At 45.5% G+C, this 26,367-nt stretch carries 16 protein-coding genes and 2 pseudogenes; 9 read left to right on the top strand and 9 right to left on the bottom strand.

What is annotated here, in order from left to right; genetic code table 11:
• Positions 1-60: 60 nt before the first annotated feature.
• Positions 61-2,064 (bottom strand): annotated as a pseudogene (locus tag MMY95_RS00210) (sodium:proton antiporter).
• A 221-nt stretch (positions 2,065-2,285) separates the two neighbouring features.
• On the opposite strand from MMY95_RS00210, the gene MMY95_RS00205 reads away from it, so the two are divergent.
• Entirely contained in the window at positions 2,286-3,305 is a 1,020-nt protein-coding gene (locus tag MMY95_RS00205; RefSeq protein ID WP_003646566.1) for a Gfo/Idh/MocA family oxidoreductase, read from the top strand.
• A gap of 225 nt (positions 3,306-3,530) precedes the next feature.
• On the top strand, positions 3,531-4,508 hold the full coding sequence (locus MMY95_RS00200; RefSeq protein WP_003646568.1) for a Gfo/Idh/MocA family oxidoreductase: 978 nt from the start codon (positions 3,531-3,533) through the stop codon (positions 4,506-4,508).
• A gap of 95 nt (positions 4,509-4,603) precedes the next feature.
• On the opposite strand, the gene MMY95_RS00195 is transcribed toward MMY95_RS00200, so the two are convergent.
• Positions 4,604-5,467, bottom strand: a complete 864-nt coding sequence (locus MMY95_RS00195) for a MurR/RpiR family transcriptional regulator (RefSeq protein WP_003644694.1) — start codon at positions 5,465-5,467, stop codon at positions 4,604-4,606.
• Between the two features lie 160 nt (positions 5,468-5,627).
• Here MMY95_RS00195 and MMY95_RS00190 point away from each other — a divergent pair, with 160 nt between their 5' ends.
• Both MMY95_RS00190 and MMY95_RS00185 read left to right on the top strand, forming a co-directional pair.
• Positions 5,628-6,566 (top strand): LacI family DNA-binding transcriptional regulator, encoded by a 939-nt coding sequence (locus tag MMY95_RS00190; RefSeq protein WP_241277444.1) that lies wholly within the window; start codon positions 5,628-5,630, stop codon positions 6,564-6,566.
• A gap of 18 nt (positions 6,567-6,584) precedes the next feature.
• Positions 6,585-7,355 carry a Cof-type HAD-IIB family hydrolase gene (locus MMY95_RS00185; RefSeq protein WP_241277443.1) on the top strand — a complete coding sequence of 257 codons (771 nt, stop codon included), beginning with the start codon at positions 6,585-6,587 and terminating at the stop codon, positions 7,353-7,355.
• Positions 7,356-7,441: 86 nt separating this feature from the next.
• On the opposite strand, the gene MMY95_RS00180 is transcribed toward MMY95_RS00185, so the two are convergent.
• Positions 7,442-8,326: a ribonuclease H family protein gene (locus MMY95_RS00180; RefSeq protein WP_003646571.1), complete on the bottom strand. Its 885-nt coding sequence runs from the start codon at positions 8,324-8,326 to the stop codon at positions 7,442-7,444.
• 147 nt (positions 8,327-8,473) lie between these two features.
• Positions 8,474-9,430 carry a nucleoside hydrolase gene (locus MMY95_RS00175; protein WP_003646572.1) on the bottom strand — a complete coding sequence of 319 codons (957 nt, stop codon included), beginning with the start codon at positions 9,428-9,430 and terminating at the stop codon, positions 8,474-8,476.
• A gap of 199 nt (positions 9,431-9,629) precedes the next feature.
• On the opposite strand from MMY95_RS00175, the gene MMY95_RS00170 reads away from it, so the two are divergent.
• Entirely contained in the window at positions 9,630-10,190 is a 561-nt protein-coding gene (locus tag MMY95_RS00170) for a nitroreductase family protein (protein ID WP_003646573.1), read from the top strand.
• Positions 10,191-10,210: 20 nt separating this feature from the next.
• Entirely contained in the window at positions 10,211-11,095 is an 885-nt protein-coding gene (locus tag MMY95_RS00165) for a polyphosphate kinase 2 family protein (protein WP_003642687.1), read from the top strand.
• A 122-nt stretch (positions 11,096-11,217) separates the two neighbouring features.
• Here the strand turns inward: MMY95_RS00165 and MMY95_RS00160 are convergent, their stop codons facing one another.
• Both MMY95_RS00160 and MMY95_RS00155 read right to left on the bottom strand, forming a co-directional pair.
• On the bottom strand, positions 11,218-12,591 hold the full coding sequence (locus MMY95_RS00160; protein WP_241277442.1) for an Ig-like domain-containing protein: 1,374 nt from the start codon (positions 12,589-12,591) through the stop codon (positions 11,218-11,220).
• A 272-nt stretch (positions 12,592-12,863) separates the two neighbouring features.
• Complete coding sequence (locus MMY95_RS00155) at positions 12,864-13,625, bottom strand: alpha/beta hydrolase (protein WP_003642691.1); 762 nt, start codon at positions 13,623-13,625, stop codon at positions 12,864-12,866.
• A 123-nt stretch (positions 13,626-13,748) separates the two neighbouring features.
• Between MMY95_RS00155 and MMY95_RS00150 the strand changes: the two genes are divergently transcribed.
• The gene (locus MMY95_RS00150) at positions 13,749-14,744 is read left to right on the top strand and encodes an NAD(P)/FAD-dependent oxidoreductase (protein WP_003646575.1); all 996 of its coding nucleotides are present in this window, start codon (positions 13,749-13,751) and stop codon (positions 14,742-14,744) included.
• Positions 14,745-15,857: 1,113 nt separating this feature from the next.
• Here the strand turns inward: MMY95_RS00150 and MMY95_RS00145 are convergent.
• Positions 15,858-17,651 carry a glycerophosphodiester phosphodiesterase gene (locus tag MMY95_RS00145; RefSeq protein ID WP_241277441.1) on the bottom strand — a complete coding sequence of 598 codons (1,794 nt, stop codon included), beginning with the start codon at positions 17,649-17,651 and terminating at the stop codon, positions 15,858-15,860.
• Positions 17,652-18,033: 382 nt separating this feature from the next.
• Positions 18,034-20,187 carry an LTA synthase family protein gene (locus MMY95_RS00140; RefSeq protein ID WP_003646579.1) on the bottom strand — a complete coding sequence of 718 codons (2,154 nt, stop codon included), beginning with the start codon at positions 20,185-20,187 and terminating at the stop codon, positions 18,034-18,036.
• 190 nt (positions 20,188-20,377) lie between these two features.
• Between MMY95_RS00140 and MMY95_RS00135 the strand changes: the two genes are divergently transcribed.
• Positions 20,378-20,815: a GNAT family N-acetyltransferase gene (locus MMY95_RS00135; RefSeq protein ID WP_016527254.1), complete on the top strand. Its 438-nt coding sequence runs from the start codon at positions 20,378-20,380 to the stop codon at positions 20,813-20,815.
• Between the two features lie 361 nt (positions 20,816-21,176).
• Positions 21,177-23,219 (top strand): SpaA isopeptide-forming pilin-related protein, encoded by a 2,043-nt coding sequence (locus MMY95_RS00130; RefSeq protein WP_241277440.1) that lies wholly within the window; start codon positions 21,177-21,179, stop codon positions 23,217-23,219.
• A 461-nt stretch (positions 23,220-23,680) separates the two neighbouring features.
• On the opposite strand, the pseudogene MMY95_RS00125 reads toward MMY95_RS00130, so the two are convergent.
• Positions 23,681-26,365: pseudogene (locus tag MMY95_RS00125) on the bottom strand (MMPL family transporter).
• Positions 26,366-26,367: the final 2 nt, after the last annotated feature.

Raw genomic sequence — 26,367 nt, 5'->3', positions numbered from 1 at the left:
ACCCGATGCCCAAATAGTGGTGTGGACAGTTGGTCACGTTATTGACATTACTAAACGAATTTAGTCGGTATTGATCGATTGCAAGTAAACTAACTGATCAGTTGAAATTTGTTCATAGAGTTGGTTACCAAGTTCTGAGCTGAATGTTTTATTGGCTAATTGGGTCTGAATGAAGTTATATTCCAACTGGAATGCTTCAATTAGAAGCTCATTTTGAGTTTCCTGGAAATCCCGTTCACCAGATAGGCGGCGATGACGTTCATCATAGGCGCGGCGAACGATCCCGATAGCTTGCTGATTGTCAGCAGTAATCGTGTCGGCTAAATAAGCTAACACGGCCTCATACGGCTTTTGTTCGATCTGTCGCATTTGTTGCCACATTTGCCGATTACGAGTCATGAGCTCAGTTCGACTCTGACCACCACGGGGCCGGTATTGTCGGAACATTTTACGTCGGGCACGAGCTTTTTTGCTGAGCGACCATTTGCTGAGTGTAAACTGGAAAAATAATTTCAAGCGTTCGAAGAAAGTTTGTTGATTCTGCAGACGCGTCTGACTAGCGACGCGCATGTACTTTTCGGCGGCATGGGGCGTGATTTCATTGTTGGCAACCATTTCATCAATAGTGGTTTGTTCAACTTTGAAAGTGGCGTCGAACAAGCTCGCCAGTTGCGAGCGCTTAGGACGACCATCTAGTACTCGTTGGCCGGACAGAATCGCAATCACTTTACTAGTGCCAGCATTATTACCATGGCGTGCTTGCATGAGATCAATAGCGTGAGTTACCATGTCAGCTTTGGCGGTTGCCAATTCATCTTCAGTGACCTTAACAACTTGTTTTGGCAACGTCAACGGTAACAAAAGTGTTGGCACCAGCAGACTAGTTAGAATGACCACTGCGGCAACGAAAATAATATCGTTGCGATAAGGAAAAGCACTGCCATTGAGTGTTAGTGGTAATGAAAAGGCCATCGCCAGCGTAATCGTGCCGTGAACGCCGCTCAGACCCATCACGAATGCATTACGGGTCTTTTCATGATTATCCCACGCGCGAATACGGGCTAAGTCGAAGCGCGTCCAGAGAAAACGGGCGAACGTCATGATTAGGTAGAGCAAGATTCCCAGACCGACTAATACCGCGACCGAACTAGTATCACGTTGCTGTAAGTGGTTGATGACACTTGGCAACGACACACCTAATAACACAAAGACGATACCGTTCAAAATACTAGCCACGATTGACCAAGTCGTTGTCATCACGATTTGTAGCCGGGAAGTGGTCAACCGTAATTGATCGGACTGGACACCATGAATGAGACCGGTGGCAACAACAGCTAAGATACCGGAAACGCCTAACGATTCAGCTAAGAAATAGACGACAAACGGTGTCAGTAATGTGTAGGGGACGATCACAGAAGGTGTATCGACCCGCATGCGAATCAGCATAATCCTGACAGCAACAATGACATAACCGATGATTAGGCCGACAAAGATTCCACCGGCAAAGACATATAAAAAGTTAGTGATTCCGTGCCAGACCGAAAACTTACCAGTGACGATCGCAGCAATCGCTAAGTTAAAGGCCACGATTCCGGAGGCGTCATTGAACAGTGATTAATTTTCAAGCGTCGTCATGACTGCTCTTGGAATCGCAACTTTAGTCGTAATCGATGAGACCGCGACGGCATCGGTTGGCGTAATAATAGCGCCAAGGGCAAAAGCAAGTGCCAGCGAAAACTCGGGAATCAGTAAGTGAGTGACCGTACCAACAATTAGGATGGTCACGATGGCTAACACTACCGAAAGCGAAAGGGTCGTGCCAAACTGGTGACTGAGCTTGCGAATATTGGTGTTTTGGCCATCATTAAACATTAAAATCGAAATAATGACGAATAGAAAAATTTCAGGTTCCAATTCAAAATTTCGATACAACGGAATCAGAGACAAGATTAACCCAGCCCCAATTTGTAAAAAGGCGACTGGAATTTGATTGAAACGTGCGTAGACGGCGTTAGCAACGACGACAGCCGCAACGAGTAATAAGACTAAGAAAACGGTTTGCAAACCAAATTTCCTCCTAGATTTTGTAAAGTAGTTTAATTTTAACGCAATCAAATGAATAAAAGTATTATCTGCAATGATTAATTTGGGGCTGGACCTAATGTTTAAAAAAAGACCGATTAGAAGTTAATTATTGAACGTTTTGACCTAAAGTATGTCATTAGCTTGGCGTGACGTTCTAAGTCAGTATAATGAAATTATCAACTTAACTGGAGGACATCGCGATGTTAACAATTGCTTATATCGGCAACGGTAAGAGTGCTAACCGCTATCACTTACCATTTGCACTGAAACTCAAAGATCAAATTAAGGTGAAGACCATCTATTCACGTTCAGGACACCAGAATTGGCAACCAATTGCGGGCGTGCATTACACGACTACGTTAGCAGATATTTATGAGGACCCTGATATTCAGCTCGTAGTTGTTTCAACACCTAGTCATACGCACTATTCGGTAGCTAAGGATGTCTTGAACCATGGTAAGAATGTCTTGGTGGAAAAACCATTTACGGAAACATCAGCGGAAGCCCGCGAACTTTTTGAATTGGCTAAGCAAAAGCATTTGTTTATTCAGTGTTACCAGAATCGGCGCTTTGATTCGGACTATTTGACGACACAAAAGGTCATTGAAAGCGGCGTCCTCGGTGACTTGCTGGAAGTCGAAATGCACTTTGATTATTTCCGGCCAGAGGTTCCAACCAATGTTGACCATTTTTCATTAGATACGAGTTATTTATATGGTCATGCTTGCCATACTTTAGACCAAGTGATTGCATACTTCGGGGAGCCGGATGACGTGCACTATGATGTTCGGCAACTATTGGGAAGTGACCGGATGAATGATTATTTTGATATCGATCTGTATTACGGTGCCTTGAAAGTCTCTGTAAAATCTAGCTATTTCCGCATTAAATCACGGCCGAGCTTCGTGGTTTATGGCAAAAAGGGCATGTTCGTAAAGGCGACTAAGGATCGTCAGGAATACGATCTGAAACATTTTTACATGCCGAATCACGCTGACTTTGGCATTGATCAACCTGAAAACTATGGCACGTTAACTTATATCGACGATGCGGGTCAGTATCACGAAGAGGCAGTCGTTTCGGAAGTTGGTGACTACAGTCGGGTTTACGCCGGCGTTTACGACAGCATCATCAATGGACAACCTAAGTTAGTCAAAGATGAGGAAACGTTGTTGCAAGTGAAAATGTTAGAAACTGGTATTCAACAATGCCGACATTAGCGCTTCTTGAGTGTTGCACTAGCCCAGCTATTGGTACGTGTCAGCTTTAGATTGTTGTTCGGCTACCGGTGTGCGCCCTAGGAGGTTGGTGCCAATTGTTGGCGGTCGGCGCAAGCCGACGCTGGCTAAGCATGTTTACGCAAACTTGAGCTTTTTTCAGTGGGCCTTAGCTGATTTCATTTGGCCGGTATTAATTCGTTAATATAAATTATGAGGAGGATTATGATGCGATTAGGAATTTTAGGAACAGGCAAGATTGTTCAGGACTTCTTGCCAATGGTGAAGAGCATTCCCGCGATTGAATTGGTGGGATTGCTGTCAACGCCGCGGAGTGTGGCGCGAGCACGCGAGCTGCAAGCCACGTATCGTATTGGAACGGTCTACACAGATTATGCAGCTTTGCTAGCCGATACGACAATTGATACAGTGTACGTCGCTTTGCCGAATTCGTTACATTATGACTATGCGAAGCGGGCATTGCAAGCGGGGAAGAACGTTATTTGTGAGAAGCCGTTTACGTTAGTGGCATCTCAGTTAACGGAACTAATCGAATTGGCAGGTCGCCAAGACTTAGTGTTAATCGAAGCAATTACGAATCAGTATTTGGAAAACTATCAGGCAATCAAACGTGATTTGACCAAGTTGGGCGACTTGAAAATTATCGAATGCAACTATTCGCAGTATTCATCACGTTATGATCAGTTTAAAGCCGGAACGATCTTACCAGCTTTTAATCCTAAGCTTGGTGGGGGCGCCCTGATGGACTTGAATATTTATAATATTCATTTTGTGGTTGGCTTGTTAGGCGCACCAACGCACGTGCAGTATTTAGCTAATGTTGAACGAAATATTGATACATCAGGCATCTTAGTGTTGACCTATCCGAATGTTAAAGTCGTTTGTATCGGTGCCAAGGATTCGACTTCACCGGTACGTTCCACGATTCAGGGGACGACTGGTTCGATCATTGTCAACGGTCCTACTAATACGGTCGAAAGTATCACTGAAATTTCACATGATGGAACGACAACTGATTTAGCGCTTAATCAAGCTGAGCATCGGATGTATGCTGAGTTTGTGGCGTTTGAACGTCTTATTGCTAATCACGATATGGTAACCGTTAAGCGGCAATTAGATCATTCCCAAGCGGTCATGGAAGTTGTTGACCAAGCGTTAGCGAGCGCGGGATTGCAATTGGGCTAATGCGTCGTTGCTAACGTGGCTGCACAATAAATAGAAGATATTGTAAAAAGCGTGTCCTAGAAACTGTAGGACGCGCTTTTGAGTCGTTAGATGTGTTATTTTGTGGTGAGCGGGCCGTCCTGGATTAGGTGCTGTTTTTGTCGCAGGTCTTGTAAATGGTGATGAAAATCATGTGCATACATGACTGCGAAAAGACTGTCTAAGACGTATTCAAACGCCGCTTGGGATGCAAAAGTACCGATTTTGGCAAAATTATATTCACTCTGAACGGTGAGCAAGTGCTGGGTCGCTTGACTGATGAGTGGTGATTGTGGATTACCTGTTAGGACAATCATGGGAATTTGATGAGCGTGAAAATAGGTGGCAACTTGCTGATGGATTTTAGTAGTACCAGCATATGAAATAATCAGAGCACAATCATCAGCTGTTAAGTTGGCTGCGTTCCAGGATTCGTCAGCATATTCTTCGGCGATTATAGCAAAACGATTGATTTTGACGAGTTTATTTTGAAAACTACGGGCCCGTAGTTGTGAGTCACCTTGCGAGAAGATAAAGATTCGTTTTGATCGCGTCAATAAGTCAGCAGCTTGGGCTAATTGGTTCGTATCAAGTTGCTGCTGGGCTGTCTGAATGGCCCGAATATTCAAGGCGGCCATCTTTTGGCTGATTGTGGCGACCGAATCTGTCGCCGAGAACGGAAAATTGGCATCCACAGTGGCGGCTTGATGTGCCTGGGCAATGCTTTCGGCAGTCAATTTCCGTTGGAAATCGCGAAAGCCCCGGTAGTTCAATTTTTGGGCCAACCTAATGATTGCTGAATGGGATGTGTACGTCTTAGCGGCTAGGTCTTTGATCAGAATAGTTGGCATTTGATCTAGATGTGCCAGAATATAGCTACTGATCCGCTGTTCAGTACTAGTAAAGTCTGACTGTTGTTGCAAGGCAATTAATATTGACATGTCATCGACCTCCATAGTTAGTATCATACGGTTAATATTGGAAAAAAGCGACGATTATCATAAAACTGAGTAAAATCAGCTTGACCTGGTACCGGTTTCATAAATTATGGTAATTATATGAAACAACGTGGTATCATCAATTGAGAGAGGAAGTTCTGTGATGACGAATATACATGATATTGCGCGACTATCGGGTTATTCCGTCTCGACAGTCTCGCGGGTAATTAACCATCAGAAGTACGTTGCGGATGATAAACGGGCCAAAGTTGAGGCTATTATGCAAGAACTGGATTACGTACCTAACCGGGTCGCTCGTGATTTAAGTCGGGGGCGGACGAAGACAATTGGCGTGGTACTACCGTATGCGAATCACCCGTATTTCGCACGGGTAGTTGATGGTATCGTCAGTGCAGGCTTTGCGGCGGGTTATAAAATCATGTTGCTACCGACTAATTATGATATGACGATTGAACGCCATTATTTAGAAGACTTAAGAAGTAAAGCCTATGATGCGCTGATTTTTACGTCACGTAGTAGTTCACTGGATACACTGGAACGTTACCGCAAGTATGGTCAAATCGTCTGTTGTGAAGATCCAGGTGATGACCGGGCATTGGCCGCAGCTTATACGGACCGCATGGCTTCATATGTTACGGCATTACGGTGGGCGAAGCAACAAGGTTATGCGGCGATGGGCGTTATTTTGAGCCGTAATAACGTCATTAGTGCTAGTACACGGGTTACGCGGCGAGCCTACCACGAAGTATATGGTCAGTTGGATGACGAGCGACTCTATACCGGTGCTGCCACTTATGAAGACGGTTACCACGCTGGTAAGTATTTTGCCAATCAAGCGTCTCGCGTGGCCGCGATTTTTGCAAATGGCGATGATATTGGGGCGGGCGCCTATCAATATTTTATGGATCACGGGTTAGCCCCCATTCCAGTGATTGGGCAGGAGAACTTGCTGACGAGTCGACTATTAAAGTTTTCGACGATCGACCATCATCTAGAATCATTGGGTCAGTCAGCATTTCGATTGGCAATCGGCAAGACCCGTACCCATGAATTGATTAAATCAGAATTTATCCCGCGATAACTTGGAGGAGCAATTAATATGGTAGCAAGATTAGCAGTTTTTGACATTGATGACACACTATTGGCTCGCAATAAGCAATTATTACCGAGCACCATTGAAAGTATTCAAGCACTTAGAGATGACGGGATTCATGTAGCCATCGCCACGGGTCGCAATTTAGCGATGGCCCGGCCAGTTATTAATGCCTTACAATTACAAGATTATGTACTGTGCAATGGTTCAGCAGCGTTTGCTGGTCGCCAACAAATTTATCAACACACCTTATCTAAAGACAATGTTGGCAAATTGGTTGCGGCGGCGGATAAACAGAATATTGATATTGTGGTCGAATCACTGGATGGGCTACATATCCACACACATCCGTCCACCACGACGCGCCAGGTGTTGAACACGTTTCGGGCACCTGAGTTGGATTATGCCCCTGATTACTATCAGCACCATGATGTGTATCAGGCCATGATGTTTTACCCGGATGTCCAAAATCGATTGTTGCCGCATCCAGATGAGTTTTCCTTTGTTCGTTTTCATGAACGCGGGGTTGATATCATTCCCAAAGTGGGATCTAAGGCGCAAGGAATTGCAAAACTGGCAGCGGCACTTAATGTCGATTCGAGTAACGTTGCGGCCTTTGGTGATAATGATAATGACCGAGAGATGATTCAGAGCGCCGGTATTGGGGTCGCTATGGGTAACGCGAAAGCTGAGATTAAAGCATTAGCAGACATTACGACGACCGATTGTGATCACGATGGCATCGCCAATGGACTAAAAAAAATTGGTTGGCTATAAATTTTAATGAAATAAAACTGTGATCCAAACAGTTGACTTGCGGAATTCGGTTCCAGCAATCAGTATGTTGGGGTCACAGTTTTTGATTAGTTATCGCGTAGCATCTTCTTGATCGCCGCTACTGAACGGGCGACTTGTTCGGGATCAACTGGCTTTTTTTCAGCTGGTGTCGAGCGTACAGTGGCCGATTGATTAGACTTAGTTGGTGTTGGGTTCGACATAGCCGGCTGTGGCACACTAGTTTTAGCTGGCTGTGGACTAATTTTAGCACCAGTCGAGGCTTGGGCCGGCTGACCAGCGTGCATTTGATCCATAGTTTGATTCAACAAATGATCGACAAAGACATTGCCCTGATTGGTAGCGTGGCCCTTAGTCCAGCGGTAATTAAGTGCAGTGAATGCTGGAAGCAACCGGTCGACTTCACGCCATAACTCAGCGTTAACTAACGGACCATTGCTGCGTTTCCAGCCGCGTCGTTTCCAACCAGCCAGCCAGCCCTTAGTGACTGCGTTGAGGACATACTGTGAATCAAGTACGAACAGAATCCCAGTCTTAGTTTGGCCAAGCTGTTGCAATTGTTCAAGAGCTCGTAAGAAGGCCATGATTTCCATGCGATTATTGGTGGCACCCCATTCGCCGGCAGAGTCAGTGACGAGTTGGTCGGGCATTTCAATCCGATAAGCCCAGGCAGCCTTATCATCTTGGTGCACGTGCTGACCGGCAACGTTTCCGGTATTTCGCGAACCGCCATCAGTATAAACAGTAATGGCTGCGTTGACCGGCGCTTGATTAGATATTGATTTTGAGTGAGCTGGGGCCTTACCAGCCATAAAATCCTGAGCGTCTTTCTCGCTTGTGAAGCTCTTGTACTGTGCTTGTGGATAACCGCTAACTTGCTTTTGAGTTTCGGGCCAGGTGCGGTAAATACCAGGTTGGCGTCCCTTACGAACAGCGTAATATTTTTGTGCCATGGCGATACCTACTTTCTGAATGGTGATACTGCTAATTTAACATAAATTGCCGGGGAAAAATGAAAAATTAGCAGACTTGTAAATAAATAATAACAACCGGATCACGGAAGCGAACTTCTGTGATCCGGTTGCCATGATGAAATATAACTAATGGGCTTTAAATAATGTCGTCAGGTAATTCATGAATGTCTTCAAATAACGATCCTTGTCGACCGTTAACGCAACCGTGACGTTAGTTGGGTCATTGAGTCGCGCAGGGTCACCAATTGTCCGGCCATAATCTTCACCACTAGCCTGGACGTACATATTCAGTTCTAACGTGGTGACAAAACTTGGATCGAGTGAAACGCCGACTGCCAGTGGATCGTGTAAGGCACAACCGTGTAAGTCAGGACTCGTAATATCGTAAGCCGCAATGTAATAGTCAACAATGTCAGCAAATTTTTCGCCCGCAGTTGTCTTTAAGTCCCGCCATTGTTGTGTTTCAGTCTTGGTTAATAATGTCCGTAACGTTACGTCGAGTCCGACCATCGTAAGAGGCATCGTACTGGTGAAGACGGCGTTGGCCGCTTCGGCATCTTGATTAATATTGGCTTCAGCGTAGTGACTGACATTACCTGGAACAGTCAGTGCACCACCCATTAAGGTCACATTACCAATGGTGCTGGCAATGTCTGGTGCTTTTTCGAGTGCTTCGGCCAAGTTGGTTAAGGGACCGGTTGGCACTAGGGTCAGATCGGCGCCATATTGGTGAACGGCATCAATTAAGAAGTCGACACCGGACTGCTTTTCCACGGCGCGTTTCGGTTCAGGAAGGTTCACGTCGCCGATACCGTTCATGCCATGAATCTGCTGTGAAATCGGCATAACGTCAAAGTGTTCCGTCGTACTGGAGTGGGGTTCACCTAGAAAGACGGGTACGTCAGTGGCACCTAGTAGTTCTAGAATTTGTAAACTGTTAATCGCCGCCTGATCCACTAGGCAGTTCCCATAAGAACTGATAATCCCAATTAAATCAACGTCGGGTGCACCGACTGCGTAGGCAATGGCCATTGCGTCGTCAATCCCGGTGTCTAAGTCTAAAATCATTTTACGTTTTGCCATGTAAAACATCCTCCCTGATTAGGTCTGAAGCGCTATAAAGCTATGTTTTAATTGTAAACGTTTCAGCTGATGCTGACAACGGCTAGCGGCGAATTAAATTAACATTGAACAGAAAAATGTTCGGAAATATTTCACGACCACGCTTACTGGCGAAATGTTGAAGGCTGTTTTATACTGACAATTAAGGAAGGTGAAGCTGATGACGACGAATAGTCCATTAGAAGCAATCATGAATGCGCGCCATTCGGTTCGGCAATATGACGGCCAAACTAAAATTGGGCGTGAAGGAATGGCCGCGATGTTACAGACCGCATTTTTGGCACCAACCGCATTGAATCAACAACCGATTCGGGCGTTGGTGATTGAGGATGCAGCCTTGCGACAACGGTTGTGTGCCGCGACTGGTAATACCAGTCAGTTAACTACGGCCAGTGCCGTCGTCTTATTTGTGCTGGATCGTGAAAATCAACACCAAGCGCCAGCGTTTCAGGCCAGTCAGGGGCAACAATTTGATACTGGTGACGAGACCATTGGCGCCCTAGATGCTGGCCTGATTGCGATGCAATTTATGTTAGTGGCTAAAGATCATGGCTTTGATACGAATCCGATGACCGGGTTTGATGCTGCCGGATTCACGTCTATTTTGGAACTTGACGCCCAGCGGTATCGGCCACTATTGCTCGTTTCAATTGGCAAAGCGGCCGTTGCTGGCAAGCCAGCAGATCATCAGCCGCTAGCGACATTAGTTGATTATCGATAATATTGAGGGGAAGCTAGAACGTGAATTTTGAAAAGCACTACCGATATACTGGAAAGCAAAAATTAGGATTAACTAAATTAGCAACGGCGGTTGATCCAGAATTTGAAGACGAAAAGGTCATCAAGGCGCAAATCGCCAAGAATATTAAGCAACTGACTGAGCTGCAAGGTAAGTTATATGCACAAGACCGATTTGGTGTTTTAGTCATTTTTCAGGCGATGGATGCGGCGGGTAAGGACAGTATGATTCGCCATATCATGAGTGGGGTCAACCCCCAAGGCTGTGAAGTCACATCGTTCAAGCAACCAACTACTAAAGAAATTGCGCATGATTATTTATGGCGAATTCATGATCGGGTCCCCAAACGCGGCATGATTGGGATCTTCAATCGGTCGTATTATGAAGACGTACTTGTTAGTCGAGTCCATCCGGAAATTATTGTGAATGAGCACGTCGGTGAGATTAACGATAAGAAACAAGTGGATGATGCTTTTTTTGAACGTCGTTTTAACGATCTTCGGTACTTTGAAGATTACTTGCAACACAACGGCTACTTAGTGCTCAAGTTCTTCTTACACATGTCAAAGGCGGAACAGAAGCAACGTTTTATTCGCCGTATTGAAATTCCAAGTCACAACTGGAAATTCTCAGCTGCCGATATTCAGGAACGGCAGTATTGGGATGATTATCAGCGTGCTTATGATGATGCTATCACCAAGACGGCTACTAAAGCGACACCGTGGTACGTCATTCCGTCGGATAGTAAGTGGTATTCGCGGCTCTGTGTTTCGGAAATCATCAATCAACGCCTGTCGGAATTGCCATTAGCGTATCCCTCACTGGATGCGAGTGCGCAAGCACAATTAAAAACGGCGCTGGAGCAACTAGATCGTGAGACCGACTAACAAAGTATCGCGCAGTGTTACTAGAAGCAAGTTGAAATTATAAAAAATGAGCTACTCACACCGTTGATCGTCAGTTCAACGCGACGTGAGCAGCTCATTTTTTTGACGGTGTGACAAGCTAATTATGAATGCCGATGCTTAGTTCGGCGTGTCAGGACAAAAGCGCTACCGAGTAATCCAATCAATAAGGCGAGACCGATAGCTACTGACCAACTTGCCGAGTGTTCGTTAGTTTGTGGCAACGACTTATTCATCGGTGCTGAGCCTGCAAAAGCTGTAGCTGCCGATGCTGGTAAGGGATTAGTTGCCGGAACCGTTGTGGCGGTCGTGTTAGTCGAATTTGTCGCTGGATTGGCAGGTGCTGACAGATTACCACTGACGCTTGGTTCGGGGGTCGATGGAGACGACTCATTTGGAACGGCTGGAGTGACGGCCGTTGGTTTTTCAGGTGTTACGGTTCCTGGATTGGTGGGCTTAGGACCACTCGGCTGTTCTGGTGAGACGGTACCCGGCTTTTCTGGTTCAGTGATTCCGGGTTTCTCCGGTTCAGTAGTCCCAGGTTTTTCTGGTTCAGTGACCCCGGGTTTCTCCGGTTCAGTAGTCCCAGGTTTTTCTGGTTCGGTAGTCCCAGGTTTCTCTGGTTCGGTGACTGGCCGTGAAATCGTGGCTGTCGCGGATCCCTTGTTGCTGTTCTTGTCAGTATAGGTGACATTATTTTCAAAAGTTGCGTCGCCAGTGGGTTCGTTAGTCTTAGTTTGGTAGGTCAAAGCTAACTCTGACGTAAACGACCCTGTGGCATTAAACGTCAATTGATTACCATTCACGCTCGTATTGACGGGAATAATATTACCTGTCTCATCGCGTAGGACGGCGCTGCCATTGACATACGTTTGGTTCGGACTCAACGTATCAACAAAGGTGGGATCGACGAGCTGATTGTTATTAGGCAAGACACGAATTGTCCAGTTGATCCGCCGTGGATTAGCTTCGTCAGCCCATTCAGCTGATTTCTCTAATAAAATTGGGGCTAAGTTACCAGGATGACTAGGAACGGTTCCGAAGGCGTCCAATTGAACAAACCCTTTCCGATTACGTGGTCTGGTTTGATAGGCCTGATTAAATGTGACGAGACCCGTATGTGCGCCGGCAGCAATGAAGAAGGTTCCGATGGTACCTGCAGTGGTTCCTTTCATTGGAAAAGCCTCGTCATGCGGAATACGAACGTTTTCGGGGACTTGGAAAGCCATCGTGTCGCCCACCTTGATCTTGAGGTTATCAGGGATGCGCCAGTTGTAATTGACTGTGTATTCCTGGTCTTCTGGCAATTGTGCATCGTGAGCCATTATCTTGCCCTTACTATCTTTGATAACCGCACTATTAACATCGTTGCCCGTTGCTTCAATTACGTTGCGGGCCTGACTAACTAAGGGTGGCCCGAACATCAAAAAGAAAATTCCAGTAAGTGCTAATAATAACCATCGCCATTTTTTGCGCATGGTAATCGCCTCCATTAAGATATACCCATACATTACCACCGTTGTACATAAAAATCGCTGACAAAACACCGTTTGCTAGCTTAACTAACGGTATGCGGCCAGATTTAGCAGACTTTTTTGTGATTGCGTTATTAACTGATATGTGATGTTTTAGGATACCAGAAAAGACACCATTTGCCATCCCATCCAAGGGACGTAAGGGTGTCCGAATCCTGTTAAATTAGAAGTGTGGCGTGCTTCAGGTTGATTGGCAGCACGCCTCGATGAATTGATCAGTTGCCGTACAAGAACTGGATGATGAGTAAGTCGACCTGTGGATTGATATGCAACATTGAGTGGCTGGCGGTCAGGGGACTACCGTGAATGATTTGGGTTTTTGGTGACCAACCAGCTGCCAATAATTGATGGCTGAATTTAAGTACGGCTTGTAAATTGACGCCGCCATCACCACTTGTATGCCAAACATGGCCGGCAATATTCAATATCGGCAAGGACCGTGGTAACCGGTTTAACTGCTGAGTGGTCAAGCCCGGATAGGTCGAGCCAATGGTCACAAACTTATTGATTTGTGCGCGCTGGGGGACTTGCGCTGTCAGATAATCAAAGATGATATTACCTCCAGATGAGTGACCGACAGCATTGTAGCGGGTCACGTGGTAGCGTTTTGCGAGCCCTTGCATGACAGTAGCAAACTGCCGAGCTTGACGTTTCGCATGATGATTATCGGCAAAGATAACCTGAATCGTTGGGTTGTTTTTTAGTGGTCCGAACTGTTGGACGGTCACGTGGCCGGCGTGACTAACATGGACGACCAATCCTTTCGTCATCAGGTGTGCCGCGGTTAAGCGGTGCACAAAGCCGTCGGTAGAAAATGCGCGCGCGTAATCGCCACCGACGAAGATGGTCGGAATACTCGTTTGGGCAACCCGCGTTTTTCGTAATGGGGTCAAGCGATGTTGCCAATAGGATCCAATCCCTACGACCAGGGTCGCACTAATAATGGCCATGATTTTAATAATTTTAATTCGTCGCATCACTGATCCACCTCGCCTTTGAATCCTATTATAGTCGAATTAGTAAAAATTGCTTTTGCAAACCTTCGCCGAATCCACTAGAATGAGAAGCAATAAGTCTACATAGAAGAGAGCTGGGAAACGATGAGTGCAGAATATGATTTAACAATTATTGGTGGTGGCCCGGTCGGCATGTTTGCAGCCTTCTATGCTGGTATGCGTAATGCGCGGGTTCAGTTATTAGAAAGTCTCCCCGAATTAGGGGGTCAGGTTCAGGCTTTGTATCCTGAGAAGATCATTCATGACGTTGCGGGATATCCGGCAATCAAGGGCCGTGAACTGGTGGCACAACTTGAAAAGCAACTCACACAATTTCCAATTGACATTCAATTGGCGAGCCCGGTGACGGATGTCACGGGAGCGATGGGTGATTTCACGATTACCACGGCGAGTGGACAGCAGTCACATTCCAAAGCGATTATCGTAGCGACTGGGAGTGGGGCTTTTGAACCCCGGCGCTTAGCAGTCGATAATGCGGCTGAATTTGAGAATAAGCAATTATTCTACCACATTCCAAGTGTCAAGCAATTTGCGGATCGAACGGTACTAGTTGCGGGTGGTGGCGACTCAGCCATCGATATGGCCTTGATGCTTGAACCCGTTGCTAAGCACGTTTATATCATGCATCGGCGTGATCGGTTCCGTGGGATGGAACACAATGTGGACTTGTTAAAAGCGTCTTCCGTTGAAATCAAGACGCCATTTTTGATTAAGCAACTTGCAGGGACGGCTACCGGACAGTTACAGCTGACGATGAAAGAGGTTCGCGGCACAACTGAAGAAACATTGGCCGTTGATGATTTGATTGTTAACTACGGCTTTATCGCGGATAATAAAGTCATCCGAAACTGGCACGTGACCCCAACCATGGCGCACCGACTCATCACCGTTGATACGGAGATGAATACCGACGTACCTGGGATTGCGGCTATTGGTGATACGGTGACTTACGCGGGCAAGTTAGGCTTGATTGCCAGTGGCTTCGGGGAAGCTCCTAACGCGGTCAATCAGTTAATGATGACCTTGTATCCCGAACGACGGAGTCCACTGCATAGTACGACCGTGTTTGAAAAAATGTAAGTTTAAAAGAGCTGCGATATAACTGGCGCTATACAAGCAAATAGGACGAGAAACCGAATCTTGGCTTCTCGTCCTATTTGCTTGTTCCTTTAAGAACCCGCTTTATTGGCGGCCTGTTGTACCATGAAGTGGTAGAAAGGCAAATGTTTTTTTAATCTAGATAGCTTTGGTGTGTCTTAAAATAAAAAAACAACCGGTCGCTCCGGCTAAACTTTTACAATGTATAAGTTTGTACAAAAAAATACACAAAATTTACTGAAAATTGATAACGATAAAGAAACGCTGTTGTTAAGATAAATTCGTAACATACTGCCTGTTGTTAACGTAGAATTTGAGAGGATGATTCTGTTTATGGCAAAAGGTTCCATTATTGATGGTGTGTTAGTTTAGATGATTAGATTTTATATGTCACTAAGTGTTGTGAAGCATACGATACTTTATTTGTGTTTTATTTTTCTATTACTGTATTTAAAAAAGCGTTATCCAGACAATGTAATTATCGGTTTTTTTAAAAAATACGGTGGTGTTTTATTAATAGTATGCTTCATTTACATTTTATCGCAATTTGGATTGCCGGTTACCGCAATCGATGTTCCAATAGTTCTTGGAATTTTGGGTATTTCGGTTGTTGTGTTGAGACACAAGCAAAAGTAGGACGAACTGCTACCAATCTGTTGCTTACGGAGTCATGATAACTCATGGCTCTTTCTGGTTTTTATCTAATATTGACGTCCCTGATAACGTACTGTCATCAAAGGACTTCATGGTTCAGACCCTGTTTCTGGGTCATTCCATATGAGCACCTAATTGGCGGTAAAAGTATTAAAAATCAGTGGCTGATCAACTATCGGCATTCGTGCGCTTTAGAAATTAAAATGGCAGATAACCCGGAGCGCTGCGCACTTTAATACAGTTTTTTACCAACATCTCAATCACCGCGACGGCTAATCAGATCAAAAAAAGCGCTATCCAAATGCACTTATGCATTCAGATGGCGCTTACGATTCGTCATCAGCTGGAAGTCACTTTTTCAGCAACGACATCATTCAGAATTTTCGTGGTTGCTGAATGATTTATGCACTCGCTGTGACAGCAATTTTGAAATAATGTGGATTACTCGTTGCTAGTTAGACTTAATTCATTCATAAAAGTCAATAAGAGTTTGGCATAGCTGGGATGGTCGGTGTTGCTCTTAACTTCTTGCTGCATTTCCGTTAGATTATCAGTGACTACGCCGGTGACGCCCATGAACATCATTTGATCCATTTGGTCCGTATTATCAATGTCCCAGGCGTAAACCGTCTTGTGATTGCGGTCAGCCTTGTCAACGAATTGGTCGTTTAATGTGGTGACCTCCATGGTGTAGCCGTTCGCGACTGTATGCGGGAACGTGAGATTATAAGGCAAGATGTAACTAACGAATTGTTTTTGATCTAAGCGTTTCAAGTCACGCATGACTTTGAAACTAAGCGTATGGACTTGGTCATGATGAGCCAGTAGGGTCACACCATAACGATCGATGAACCGTTTAGTATCGGCGGCGGTGTAAGCCGAGCTGGTCTTGATTTCGACTAATAGTTTTTGATGATGCTTGTGAGCCGCTTTCAGGTAAGCATCGAAACTTGGAATCTTTGCCTGATAGCCATTTTCACGAACAGTAATTTTTTCTAGTTGTTTTAATGTTAATTGAGATGGCTTTTTCTCAACGCCAGCTAAGGCTTTTAAGGTTGGATCATGCATGACAACGAATTGATGGTCCTTGGTGACTTGGATGTCCATCTCAACGTAATCCGGATGTTCCTTGCTGGTCTTGATCAGTGCAGGAATTGTGTTTTGCACGCCGTTTCCGTTATCGACGCCGCGGTGGGAAATCATGATTGGCTTGGTAATCACTAGTCCATTTAAGTAGACTAAATTAACGGCAACTAGCAAACTTGTTGCTAACAGCAAGCCAATTGCAACACTCGCCCGGGTCAATTTGCGCAACCGTGGTGCCTCGTTAAAGTATTGCGGTTGTTGGCGGAGGAGTGTAAAGTCTTGACGATAGCAAACAATAATTAACATCATGAAGATGGCCGTGGTATAACAAATAATAATTTCGGTGATTGCTTCCATGATAAAGAGATTAACAGTGGCAGCGGCCATGGCAAAACTTGTTTTATCGAATTGAAGCTGGGCGACGTAAATCAACGTATAAATGGTCGTAACGATCAGAAAAATCATAAATAAGGTCACAATCATGGTCCACAAGTAGCGCCAAAGATGGTGGCGCGTTTGTTGCCAACTACGAGTAACGGCCGTTTTCCATGGAAGCCGATCGACAATCATTAGCGGTAATAGGCTAATTAGGCGAATTCCAAGGTAACCAGCCAGCAAGTAGAAGCACCCCAAGCCGAGCGTCATCCACGGGTTTTCCATGAGATAGCTGACAATGAAGGCTGGAATTTTGGCCTTGTTGAGTAATGGTGTTGTAAAGATGAAACTTCCAAATGGCAAAATCACAATAAAATAGCCGATAAAGAATAAGAAAGTGCTGGGTGAGGTGCCAGTCAGACTAGTGACCGTTGACCGCAAGACCGCGCACACAGTTTGTGGTCGACCACGAAAGATATTCATAATACCCAGTAGCAGAAAGGCAAATTGCCAATAAACTAAAATAATAATGGCTAATAAGATCGCCACCATACCGAGTGCGGCCAGTGGTTGGTGAATAATAATACTACCGATATTCGTGTACGAGACATAACTGACCCGTTGCCACTTGAGTAACATTTCTAGCACCCAATTAAAAAAAGGAATTGCTAGGTAACTAATGACCAAATTGGTACTAAATATCAGGGCAACGTAACTGCCCCAGTTCTTATAAAAACGGCGGGTACTATCCCACCAAAAACGCCAAGCGCCCATGCGTGGTGCCTCCTCCCTTGATCCGGCATTGACGAATCAAGTCATTATTAATTTTATTGTAACACGCATTGTGTTAGTTATTTTTATCTAAATAATTGCTTAGATTAGTCACTCTAGGAAACCACTTTCAACTAAGCATAATGGGGCTACCGAGCACGTTTCGGTAATCCGTGCGAATGGCTGATGAACGGCCACTGAACTTAAGAGATGGCACGTGTAATCATCGTTAATGCGCAAGCATGAAACAAGCCGTAATCAGTATTTTATCATGAAAACGATGCCAGATGGGTGAGGGCAGCGTCATATTTAAAGGAGATCATAAAAAGGCGCGATGGCAAATAAATTGCCGTCGCGCCTTGCATTGTAAATGGAATGCTTGTTGCTATTTGGAACTGCTAGAGCTAGTCGTGGTACTATCCGTATCATCAGGGTTGGTAATCTTGATACGAGTAGAATCAGTCTTCTTATGCGAAGCTTCCGGTGCGTCGGTCGTATACAACGAGTCTGTTGACTTATTACCATTCTTCGAGTAGAGACTGGTTGACTTGCCAGCTAATTTATTTTGAATCTGAATTTCTTTTTCAAGGCCATCGGCGTAATTGTAATTAGAAGCGTCGACTTTCTTGAAGCCCTTAGGGGTGTAGAAACGTAACAAATTTTTATTGTTAAGTGAATCAGAGAGGCTTAATTCTTTGTCGACTTTCTTCTGATCTTTATCAACAGTCTTCTGAACTGCCTCATCATCATCAATCGTTTCGCCAGTTGCGTTGTCATAAATTTTGCCGCTAAGGACGGTGTATTTAGACGTGACGAAATCGCGATTTCTAAACGCAACGGTACTATCGTGTTGTTTAGAGAAGAGGTCGGTCCCAAACTGAATATAACGTTTGCTTGAAATCCCTAGTAAGTGCAGAATCGTTGGTAGGACGTCAATTTCACCGCCATAAGTCGATTCGACTTTACCACTCTTGATTCCTGGAATATTGATCATGAATGGCACACGTTGAAGCTGGGCGCTATCAAAGGAAGTCCAATCGTCCGCAGATTTACCAAGAATAGGTGCCAAGGTCGAGTTTTCACTGTTGGATAAGCCGTAGTGGTCACCATAGAGTACGATCATCGAATTCTTTAATAAACCAGCCTTTTGCAAGTAGGTATAGAATTCTTTGACGGATTGATCGAGGTAGTGGGCGGTCTGGAAGTAACCGTTAATGGCGGAATCACTAGTATCCGTTGTCTTAAACGTCGTGTCTTCCTTATCAAGTGTGAATGGGAAGTGGTTCGTTACCGTGATGTATTTGACGTAGAACGGTTGTTGTAGCCGTTCAAGATACTGAACTGAATTCTTAAATAACAGCTTATCCTTTAGACCATATCCAGTTGATTTATCACCAGTCGTATCGAAATAACTGGCATCAAAGAAATATTGGTACCCCATATTCTTATACGTGTTATTTCGATTCCAGAAACTGGCCACGTTACCGTGGAAGACGGCGGAGGAATAATTGGCCCGTTGGTTTAGAATCGCGGGAGCGGCCTGGAACGTATTATCTGAGCCTAATTGGGAGAATAATGAGCCAGTTGAGAGCCCGTAAGTACTAGTTTCAAGCATATTTTCGGCATCAGAAGTTTTCCCTTGACCAACTTGGTGGAAAAAGTTCTTAAAACTGTAAGTTGAGTTGCTATGATACAGTTTATTTAAGAACGGCGTAACTTCCTTACCGTTGACTTTCTGATCAATCAGAAATTGTTGAAAACTTTCTAAATGAATCACAATGACGTTGCGACCCTTCGCCAGACCGTACATCTTAGCGTTTGGCGCGGCATAGTGTGATTCAGTATAATCTTTAACGGTATCTAATTCTGATTTCTTTGCGCTGGCGCGTTGATGATTGGTCTGTTCATCCTTGATACCATCATAGACTGTAAAAGCATCTATACCAAGATATTTGACGATATAAGTGCGGTCAAACGTTCTGGTTAGTAGTTGTGGTCGGTTGGATTCTGCTAAGGTCAAGTTAAGACCGAAACCTGCAATCGCGGCAGAGGTGTACGCAAAGGCCGTGTGTTTCTTAATTGGTCGTGTGTCTTGCTTAATCCGATGAAGAATGACCAAGGCCAGAATGACAATAATATCCGCCCAGTAAAGAACATCGCCCCAACTCGCTAGGGCTAACGATGAGCCGGTAAGTCCCTGACTGACCTTGGACACGCCGGTAATCGTACTAACAGTCATGAAATCCGTGAATTCACGATGGTAGATAACGTTGGCATACAGTAAAATGGTGTCGAGTGCATCAATGAATAGCAAAATATAGTAATATACACCGGTTTTACGAATGTAGAACGCCAGACTAAACAGAAAGACCGTCGTTGCAATCGGGTTCACGAGCATCAGGAATGCCTGGAGTGGATCGGCAACGCCTAGTGAAAATTCGGTTAAGTACGCATAGATCGTTTTGGCCCAGAATAAGAAGACTAGTAGCCAAAAAAATCCAATTCGCGTGTTAACGTATTGGCGAAATTTGGTAAACATCGATAAAGACCTCATTTTTAACAAATTTGGATATGACTCGATAACCAGTCATCAAATCATTTTAACATAACATCGGAACTCGTAATCGCTAACAATTTTAAGAATGCGTTAATTTCGTTTCGAGTTAGTTTGACGATAACCGGTGAAACGCGTATTCTCAAAGTATTTCAGAAGAACGGGTGATAACGTGATGCAGATAAAAATGAGTAACCAGGTTGATTCATCAGTTTATGCGGATGCCATTGCAATCCGGCGGGCAGTCTTTGTGCAGGAACAACATATCGATGAAACTTTGGAAATTGATATGGTCACTCCAGCGACGTGGCACTACGTCTTGTATGATGATCAAAAGCAGGCGGTAGCCACAGCGCGAGTGACACCTAGCGACCAATGGACGGGGCATGTTCAACGAGTTGCTACGTTGAAAGCGGCGCGAGGGCAGGGCTATGCACGGCAATTGCTTCAACGTATTGCAGCGGATGGGCTGAGCCGTGGTTGGCGACAGTTGGTACTAGGCGCTCAAGTCACTGCACAAGGGTTTTATACACAATTAGGGTATCAGCCACAAGGGCGCCCGTTTATGGAGGCGGGTTTGCGACATCAGACGATGATATTGGCATTATCGTAAGCATATTGGCGTAACTTTCAGTTGGTTAGGTTGTTGATTCGAGTCATATTCCAGAATAAAGGGGCCTTCAACTTAAGGCTTAGCTTTGTGGCTGTTTTTAGCGAGACAATGTAAATGGAATTTCCGGTAGACTTCTAGGCATAGTTCTAGAGGCCTTTTTTGCTAAACGATTAGTTCGGATAGTTCGCAAATAAAAGTTTTGATTCGTAGTAAACTAGTTGGTTGCAGTATTGTACATATGGAGCTGATTAGCGTGAATCACTAACTGGTGGCCGACCCTGACAATCATACGCGACTGTGAGGGTGTGTTGGGTTGTGAGAATGACAAAGACAAAGCTTTTTTTGAATGGGGGAGGAGCGTATGCGAAGAAAGCTAGTTGGGTATATGCTAAGCATGTTGACGGTAATATTAGCGCTATTTATGCTGGGGAGTACTGCACATGCTAAAGAAATCAGTGTTACGGGTTTAACGGCTGGCAATGCCATCGTACTTGATGCGAATGGCAAGCCCGTTACTGACACAAGTACGTTGAATGATAAGGCTGGCTACCAATTAACGTATCATTGGAGTATTCCAGATTCTGAAGTGATTAAGGCCGGTGATACAGCAACCGTTGAGATTCCAACGTACGTCAGTATCGATCATGATGTTGTGATGCCGTTAACAGATTCTGCTGGGCAAACCTTGGGCACGTTTACGTATACGAAAGGTGCCAGTACTGGGACGATCACGTTTACGGATGCGTTGGGTACACTCAATAGTCGGGCTGGCACATTGAGCATGAATGCGAAGGGCAATGCGACGGCGACGGAAGGATCAGCCGAAATTGCTAAAAGTGGCTTGGTTGTTTCGTCGGGAAGTGATGGTGCGCCAACGGTATTGGGGTGGCACATTACCGTGACACCGGGCAATAACTCGACGGGTGTGGTTACAGATACGCTAGGGCCCAATCAGACATTCATTTCAGATTCGGTTGCGGCACAGGCCGTGCAAATTATCAATGGTATCCAAGTGCCACAGCAACCGTTAACACCGACTGTTGCAACTAATGGTAACGTGATTACTTTTACGTTTAACAACATTCATTCGCCGTTTGTGATTACTTATAACACTAAGGTTGAGAATTTTAATCCGGCTGACACAGCTAAATGGCATAATACGGCTGCACTGGACGGACTAGGCGTTGATGCGACGGCCGATATTACCTATGGTGGCAATGGAACAGCAGGGATGACCTATACCATCGAATTAACGAAGCATGATGCGGCAACCAAGGCCGTGTTGGCTGGAGCCGTTTATGAATTGCAAGATAGTACGGGCAAGGTAATCCAAACTGGGTTGACGACTGATTCGCAGGGACAATTGATTGTCAAAAATCTACGTGCTGGTGATTATCAGTTCGTTGAAACCAAGGCTCCGCTTGGGTATGAACTTAATACCACCCCAGTAAAATTTACTCTCGGCGGTATTAAGCCAGAGGTTGCTTTTCAGGTAAGTCAGGATGATGTCAAGCAACCAGTTGTGCCGACAACTGGTGATGTCACGTTAACCAAGACTGATGCCACGACCAAGGCGGCATTGGCTGGGGCCGTTTATGAATTGCAAGATGCCACTGGCAAAGTGCTCAAGATGGGATTAACGACGGATACCACTGGTCAACTTACCGTATCAGGTCTGACCGCGGGCAATTATCAATTTGTTGAAACTAAAGCGCCTAGTGGTTATCAGCTTAATGCGGCACCGTTATCATTTACAATCAAGCCGAATCAAACGGCAGTGGTAACGGTAGCAGCAACTGATGAACCGGTCACTGAACCAGGAACAACTGAACCAGGCAAACCGGGTGAACCAGGAACAACTGAACCAAGCAAACCAGGTGAACCAGGGACGACTGAACCAAGTAAACCAGGTGAACCAGGAACAACTGAACCAAGTAAACCAGGTGAGCCAGGGACGACTGAGCCAAGTAAACCGGGTGAACCAGGAACGACTGAACCAAGCCAACCAGGCAAACCAGGCGAACCAGGAACGACTGAGCCAGGTAACCCTGGAACCACGGGGCCAACCGCGCCACAACCGGAACGACCAGCTGTACCCGGTCCAAGCCAACCCGCTGCACCTAAACCGGGACAATCTGGATTAGGTCAACCGGCATTACCAGGACTGATCAAGCAACCAAGCACGGGTGTCAATGGTGCTGGTGGCACTGTGGATAATGGTGTGACAACTGGTATGAACGGCTTTGGAACGCCAACTGGTAGTGACCAAAGCACATCAGCTGGCTATAACCACGGAACTTTGCCGCAAACCAGAGAGAAGCAGTCGCCGATTTGGGTGATTTTTGCCGGGCTTTTGGGCTTGTTAATTGCCGCGGTGGGAATCGGTTATCGCCGTCGTGCTTGAAGACGCATGAATTGATTTATTAAAGTATCATGTAGGGATTGATGATGCCCCAGAAATTTTATGGTTTCTGGGGCATTGTTTTGGTTATGTGTAGAGCTAACATTGTTTACGGGGTCAGTTCAGAATTTCAATCAATAAATTTGAATCATCGTGTGAGTTACGATTAAGCAATATGGTCTAGTTAGCTGATGTGGAGATTGTTAGCTGTGTGGTGGCACACGCAAAATCTTTGGCACAGTGAATGGCGGATGGCGATGACCTTATTAGTCTTTGTCGTTGCTAGTATGACGATATTGAGTTAGTCAGCGGTGACTATCAGATTACCGGTGCTCACACAATCATTAAGTATAAACGACTGGCAGTTTGCTACGATTCAATTTAGTATTGTAAAAAAGTTGCTTTTCCAGATTTGACGTCTGGAAAAGCAATTTTTTTTACTCAAAGATTAGGCTAATCAATTGCTAGCGGTTGGTAGATGATGGGCGAAAGTGCTGCCAAAGCGTGGCTATAGCTGGTGGCTCATTAGCCCAACGTGTCCACCCTGAAAATCCCAATGGAACGATGAGGTTACTTATCGTAATCCCAATGAGACTCATGAGTGCAAGCCCCTTTAAGGTTGGTGCGGTCGTCAAAAGCAGTGGCAGTAAGTAGGTCAATTCAATCATTGTTACCGGGCAAACAAATCGTCCACTAGTATAAAAGTGTTGCTGCAGTTGAGTGGGTTCCAAGTGTCGTAACCAACTTTGACGGTAACTGGTTGCGGTGGTAATCATTAGCCAGTGCAGTGTCAACAACATCAAGCTACCAAGCAAGACACTGCTACTGAGCGGCCCGGTTTGCAACCAGCGTGTTAATATTAACTGAGTCCAACCCCAACTAGTTAACGTCACGCCAGTTAGGCACGCGGTCATTAACAGACTGAAGGTCAATGAACGCAGGCCGAACCATAAAACAACTATGCCGATGATTAATCCGAGTGTGAGCCATCTCAGTGCGTGGGTCGCAATCAGGGTATGCTGATAGTGCTGTTGCTGTGTTACCCCGGTTGTTAGGATTTTGGCGTGCGCTAAGGGCGTGGCGAGTAGGCTGTCGTGGGTGACTGCCTGAAGTCGTTGCAGGGTCCTGCGACTAGCCGCACTAGCCGGCGCTGATTTCAAAGTGACCGTTAGCTGTGTCATGCTTAAATCACTACTAATATTAGTAAAAAGACTGTTTTGATAGGCCTGATTAGTAGCCGCGTTAGCAGGCAGGTAAAAACTCCGGCCAACTTGACTAGCGGCTAAATCATGTAGATAGGTCTTCGTATTTTTCAGTGAAGCGAGTAAGGTGGTTAAGGGTTGAACGGTCTGCTTCAATGATTGGTTGACGTGGTGAACACGCTGATCAACGTGTCCAGCTTCGGTTGCGACCGTAGTTTGGGCCGTTACCACGTGATTTAGTGCGGTTGTCATGCGGTCAGTCAGGTGATCTAACTTGGTGACCTGCTGATTGACTTTGGTTAAATCGGGTTCAGCCTCAGCTGATGTCGTTAGCGTCGTGTCAATAGCCTGTAATTGCCGTTGCACTTGATCATTCAGTTCAGCCAAATCATTGATGCGGTCGGACAACTGGTCGACCGACTTGGTATGGCGACTAGTCGCTGCTTGTTCCAGACTTTGTTGGTCAGTCGTGAGTTGGCTCTTGAGTTTCGCCATACTCGTCAGTTTACCAGCCAAATCAATGTTGATAGTCGCAAGTTGCTGGTTAACGTAGAAATTACTTAGTGGTTGGCCGGTGGGCTGGGTCACTGAGATGACTTGAGCCACATTTGGTACGGCCCGCAGTTTAGTCGTCAGGTGATCGATTGTTTGTAATGATTGCTGCTGCGTTAAATTCTGCGGTGCTCGTAGTGTAATTGTGATTGGCGCCGTGGCACCGGTACCGAAGTGAGCTTGGACTAATTGCTGACCTAATTCAGCATTACTAAGCTGATTTTGGCGCCAGGGTCGTAAGTTGTCATCGGCAAACTGGCCGTTAGCAAGAATGAGGCCGGGGAGTAGTAACAGTGCGACGGCCAAGCTCCCAAGCGCTGGCTGCCAGTAGCCGAACTTGCTCAATTGGCCCCATAGATTGCGTGGACGGGTCGGCCAAGCCGTTGTTCCTGGCCAAAATAAATTATCACCGAGCCAAGCGGTAAAGGCGTAATTGAGCGGCGGTACCGCCAGTAAGGTGATTCCAAGCGCTACAGTAATGGCCCAAGCAGCGGCTAATGAGATGAAGGCAGTCCAGTGTAAAGTGATGGTTATGAGTATTAATGGGATAAAAACAAGTGCCCACTGTCGATATTGAAGTGTCAGAATTTTGAGACTGACAGTGGTCGGTGCGGTTGGTGCGCTCGATTGCCAATACGCGTACATAAAGTGCTATGTCAATAGACTAGTCAGTATTAAACTGATTAGACCAGCAAGGCTCAGCGCATTAGCCGTCAGTGGCCAATGCCAAGCTAAACGCGCGTTAGTGATAAAGCTAATCGTTGTGATCAGAGTGACCACTTGACACAGTAAGTTCAGTAATGGCACTAACAGTGAGCGGAAGATGAGGCCGAGAATGATTAAACTGAGCAGACTACCGACAAGCATGCTAATCAGCAAGTTGCGACGTTGTTGTTGCACGTGTTGTTGGTAGATCAAGTCCGTACTGGTGACACTCGTATTGAGGTCGGCGATTGCAATCGCATTATTAAGTTGATTTGCAATCACAGATAGGTCAGCCCGGGATGTCTGAACGGCGACAAGGGCTAATTCGGTGGAACCATCATTGGAACGTAATAAGTGCCGGTCATTAGTCATACCGGTTGGCGTTCGAAGCTGGTTAATGCCATAATCATCGGCTCGGCGATTAAGTTTGGCTAGGGTCGTGGAGATTTGTTGGCGTTGCTGTTTGGATAATTTACCATTTGAATTGTTGAAGACTAACGTTAAGGACTGGCTGTTGGTTAACCCGTGACCCCATTGTTGTTGATATTTAGGACTCGTTGTTGCATCTTGTGGCATTGCGGTTTGTTCATTCACAAACGTGGTAATGTTCGGTAAAATCAGAATACTTGCAAACACCACGATTCCCCAGAAAAATAAGAACAACCACTTTGGTTTTAATAATTTTCGCATTC

It is taken from the genome of Lactiplantibacillus sp. ME-2 (assembly GCF_022549155.1).
GTDB classification, from domain to species: Bacteria; Bacillota; Bacilli; order Lactobacillales; family Lactobacillaceae; genus Lactiplantibacillus; species Lactiplantibacillus plantarum.
This window is presented reverse-complemented; position numbering and strand designations above follow the sequence as displayed.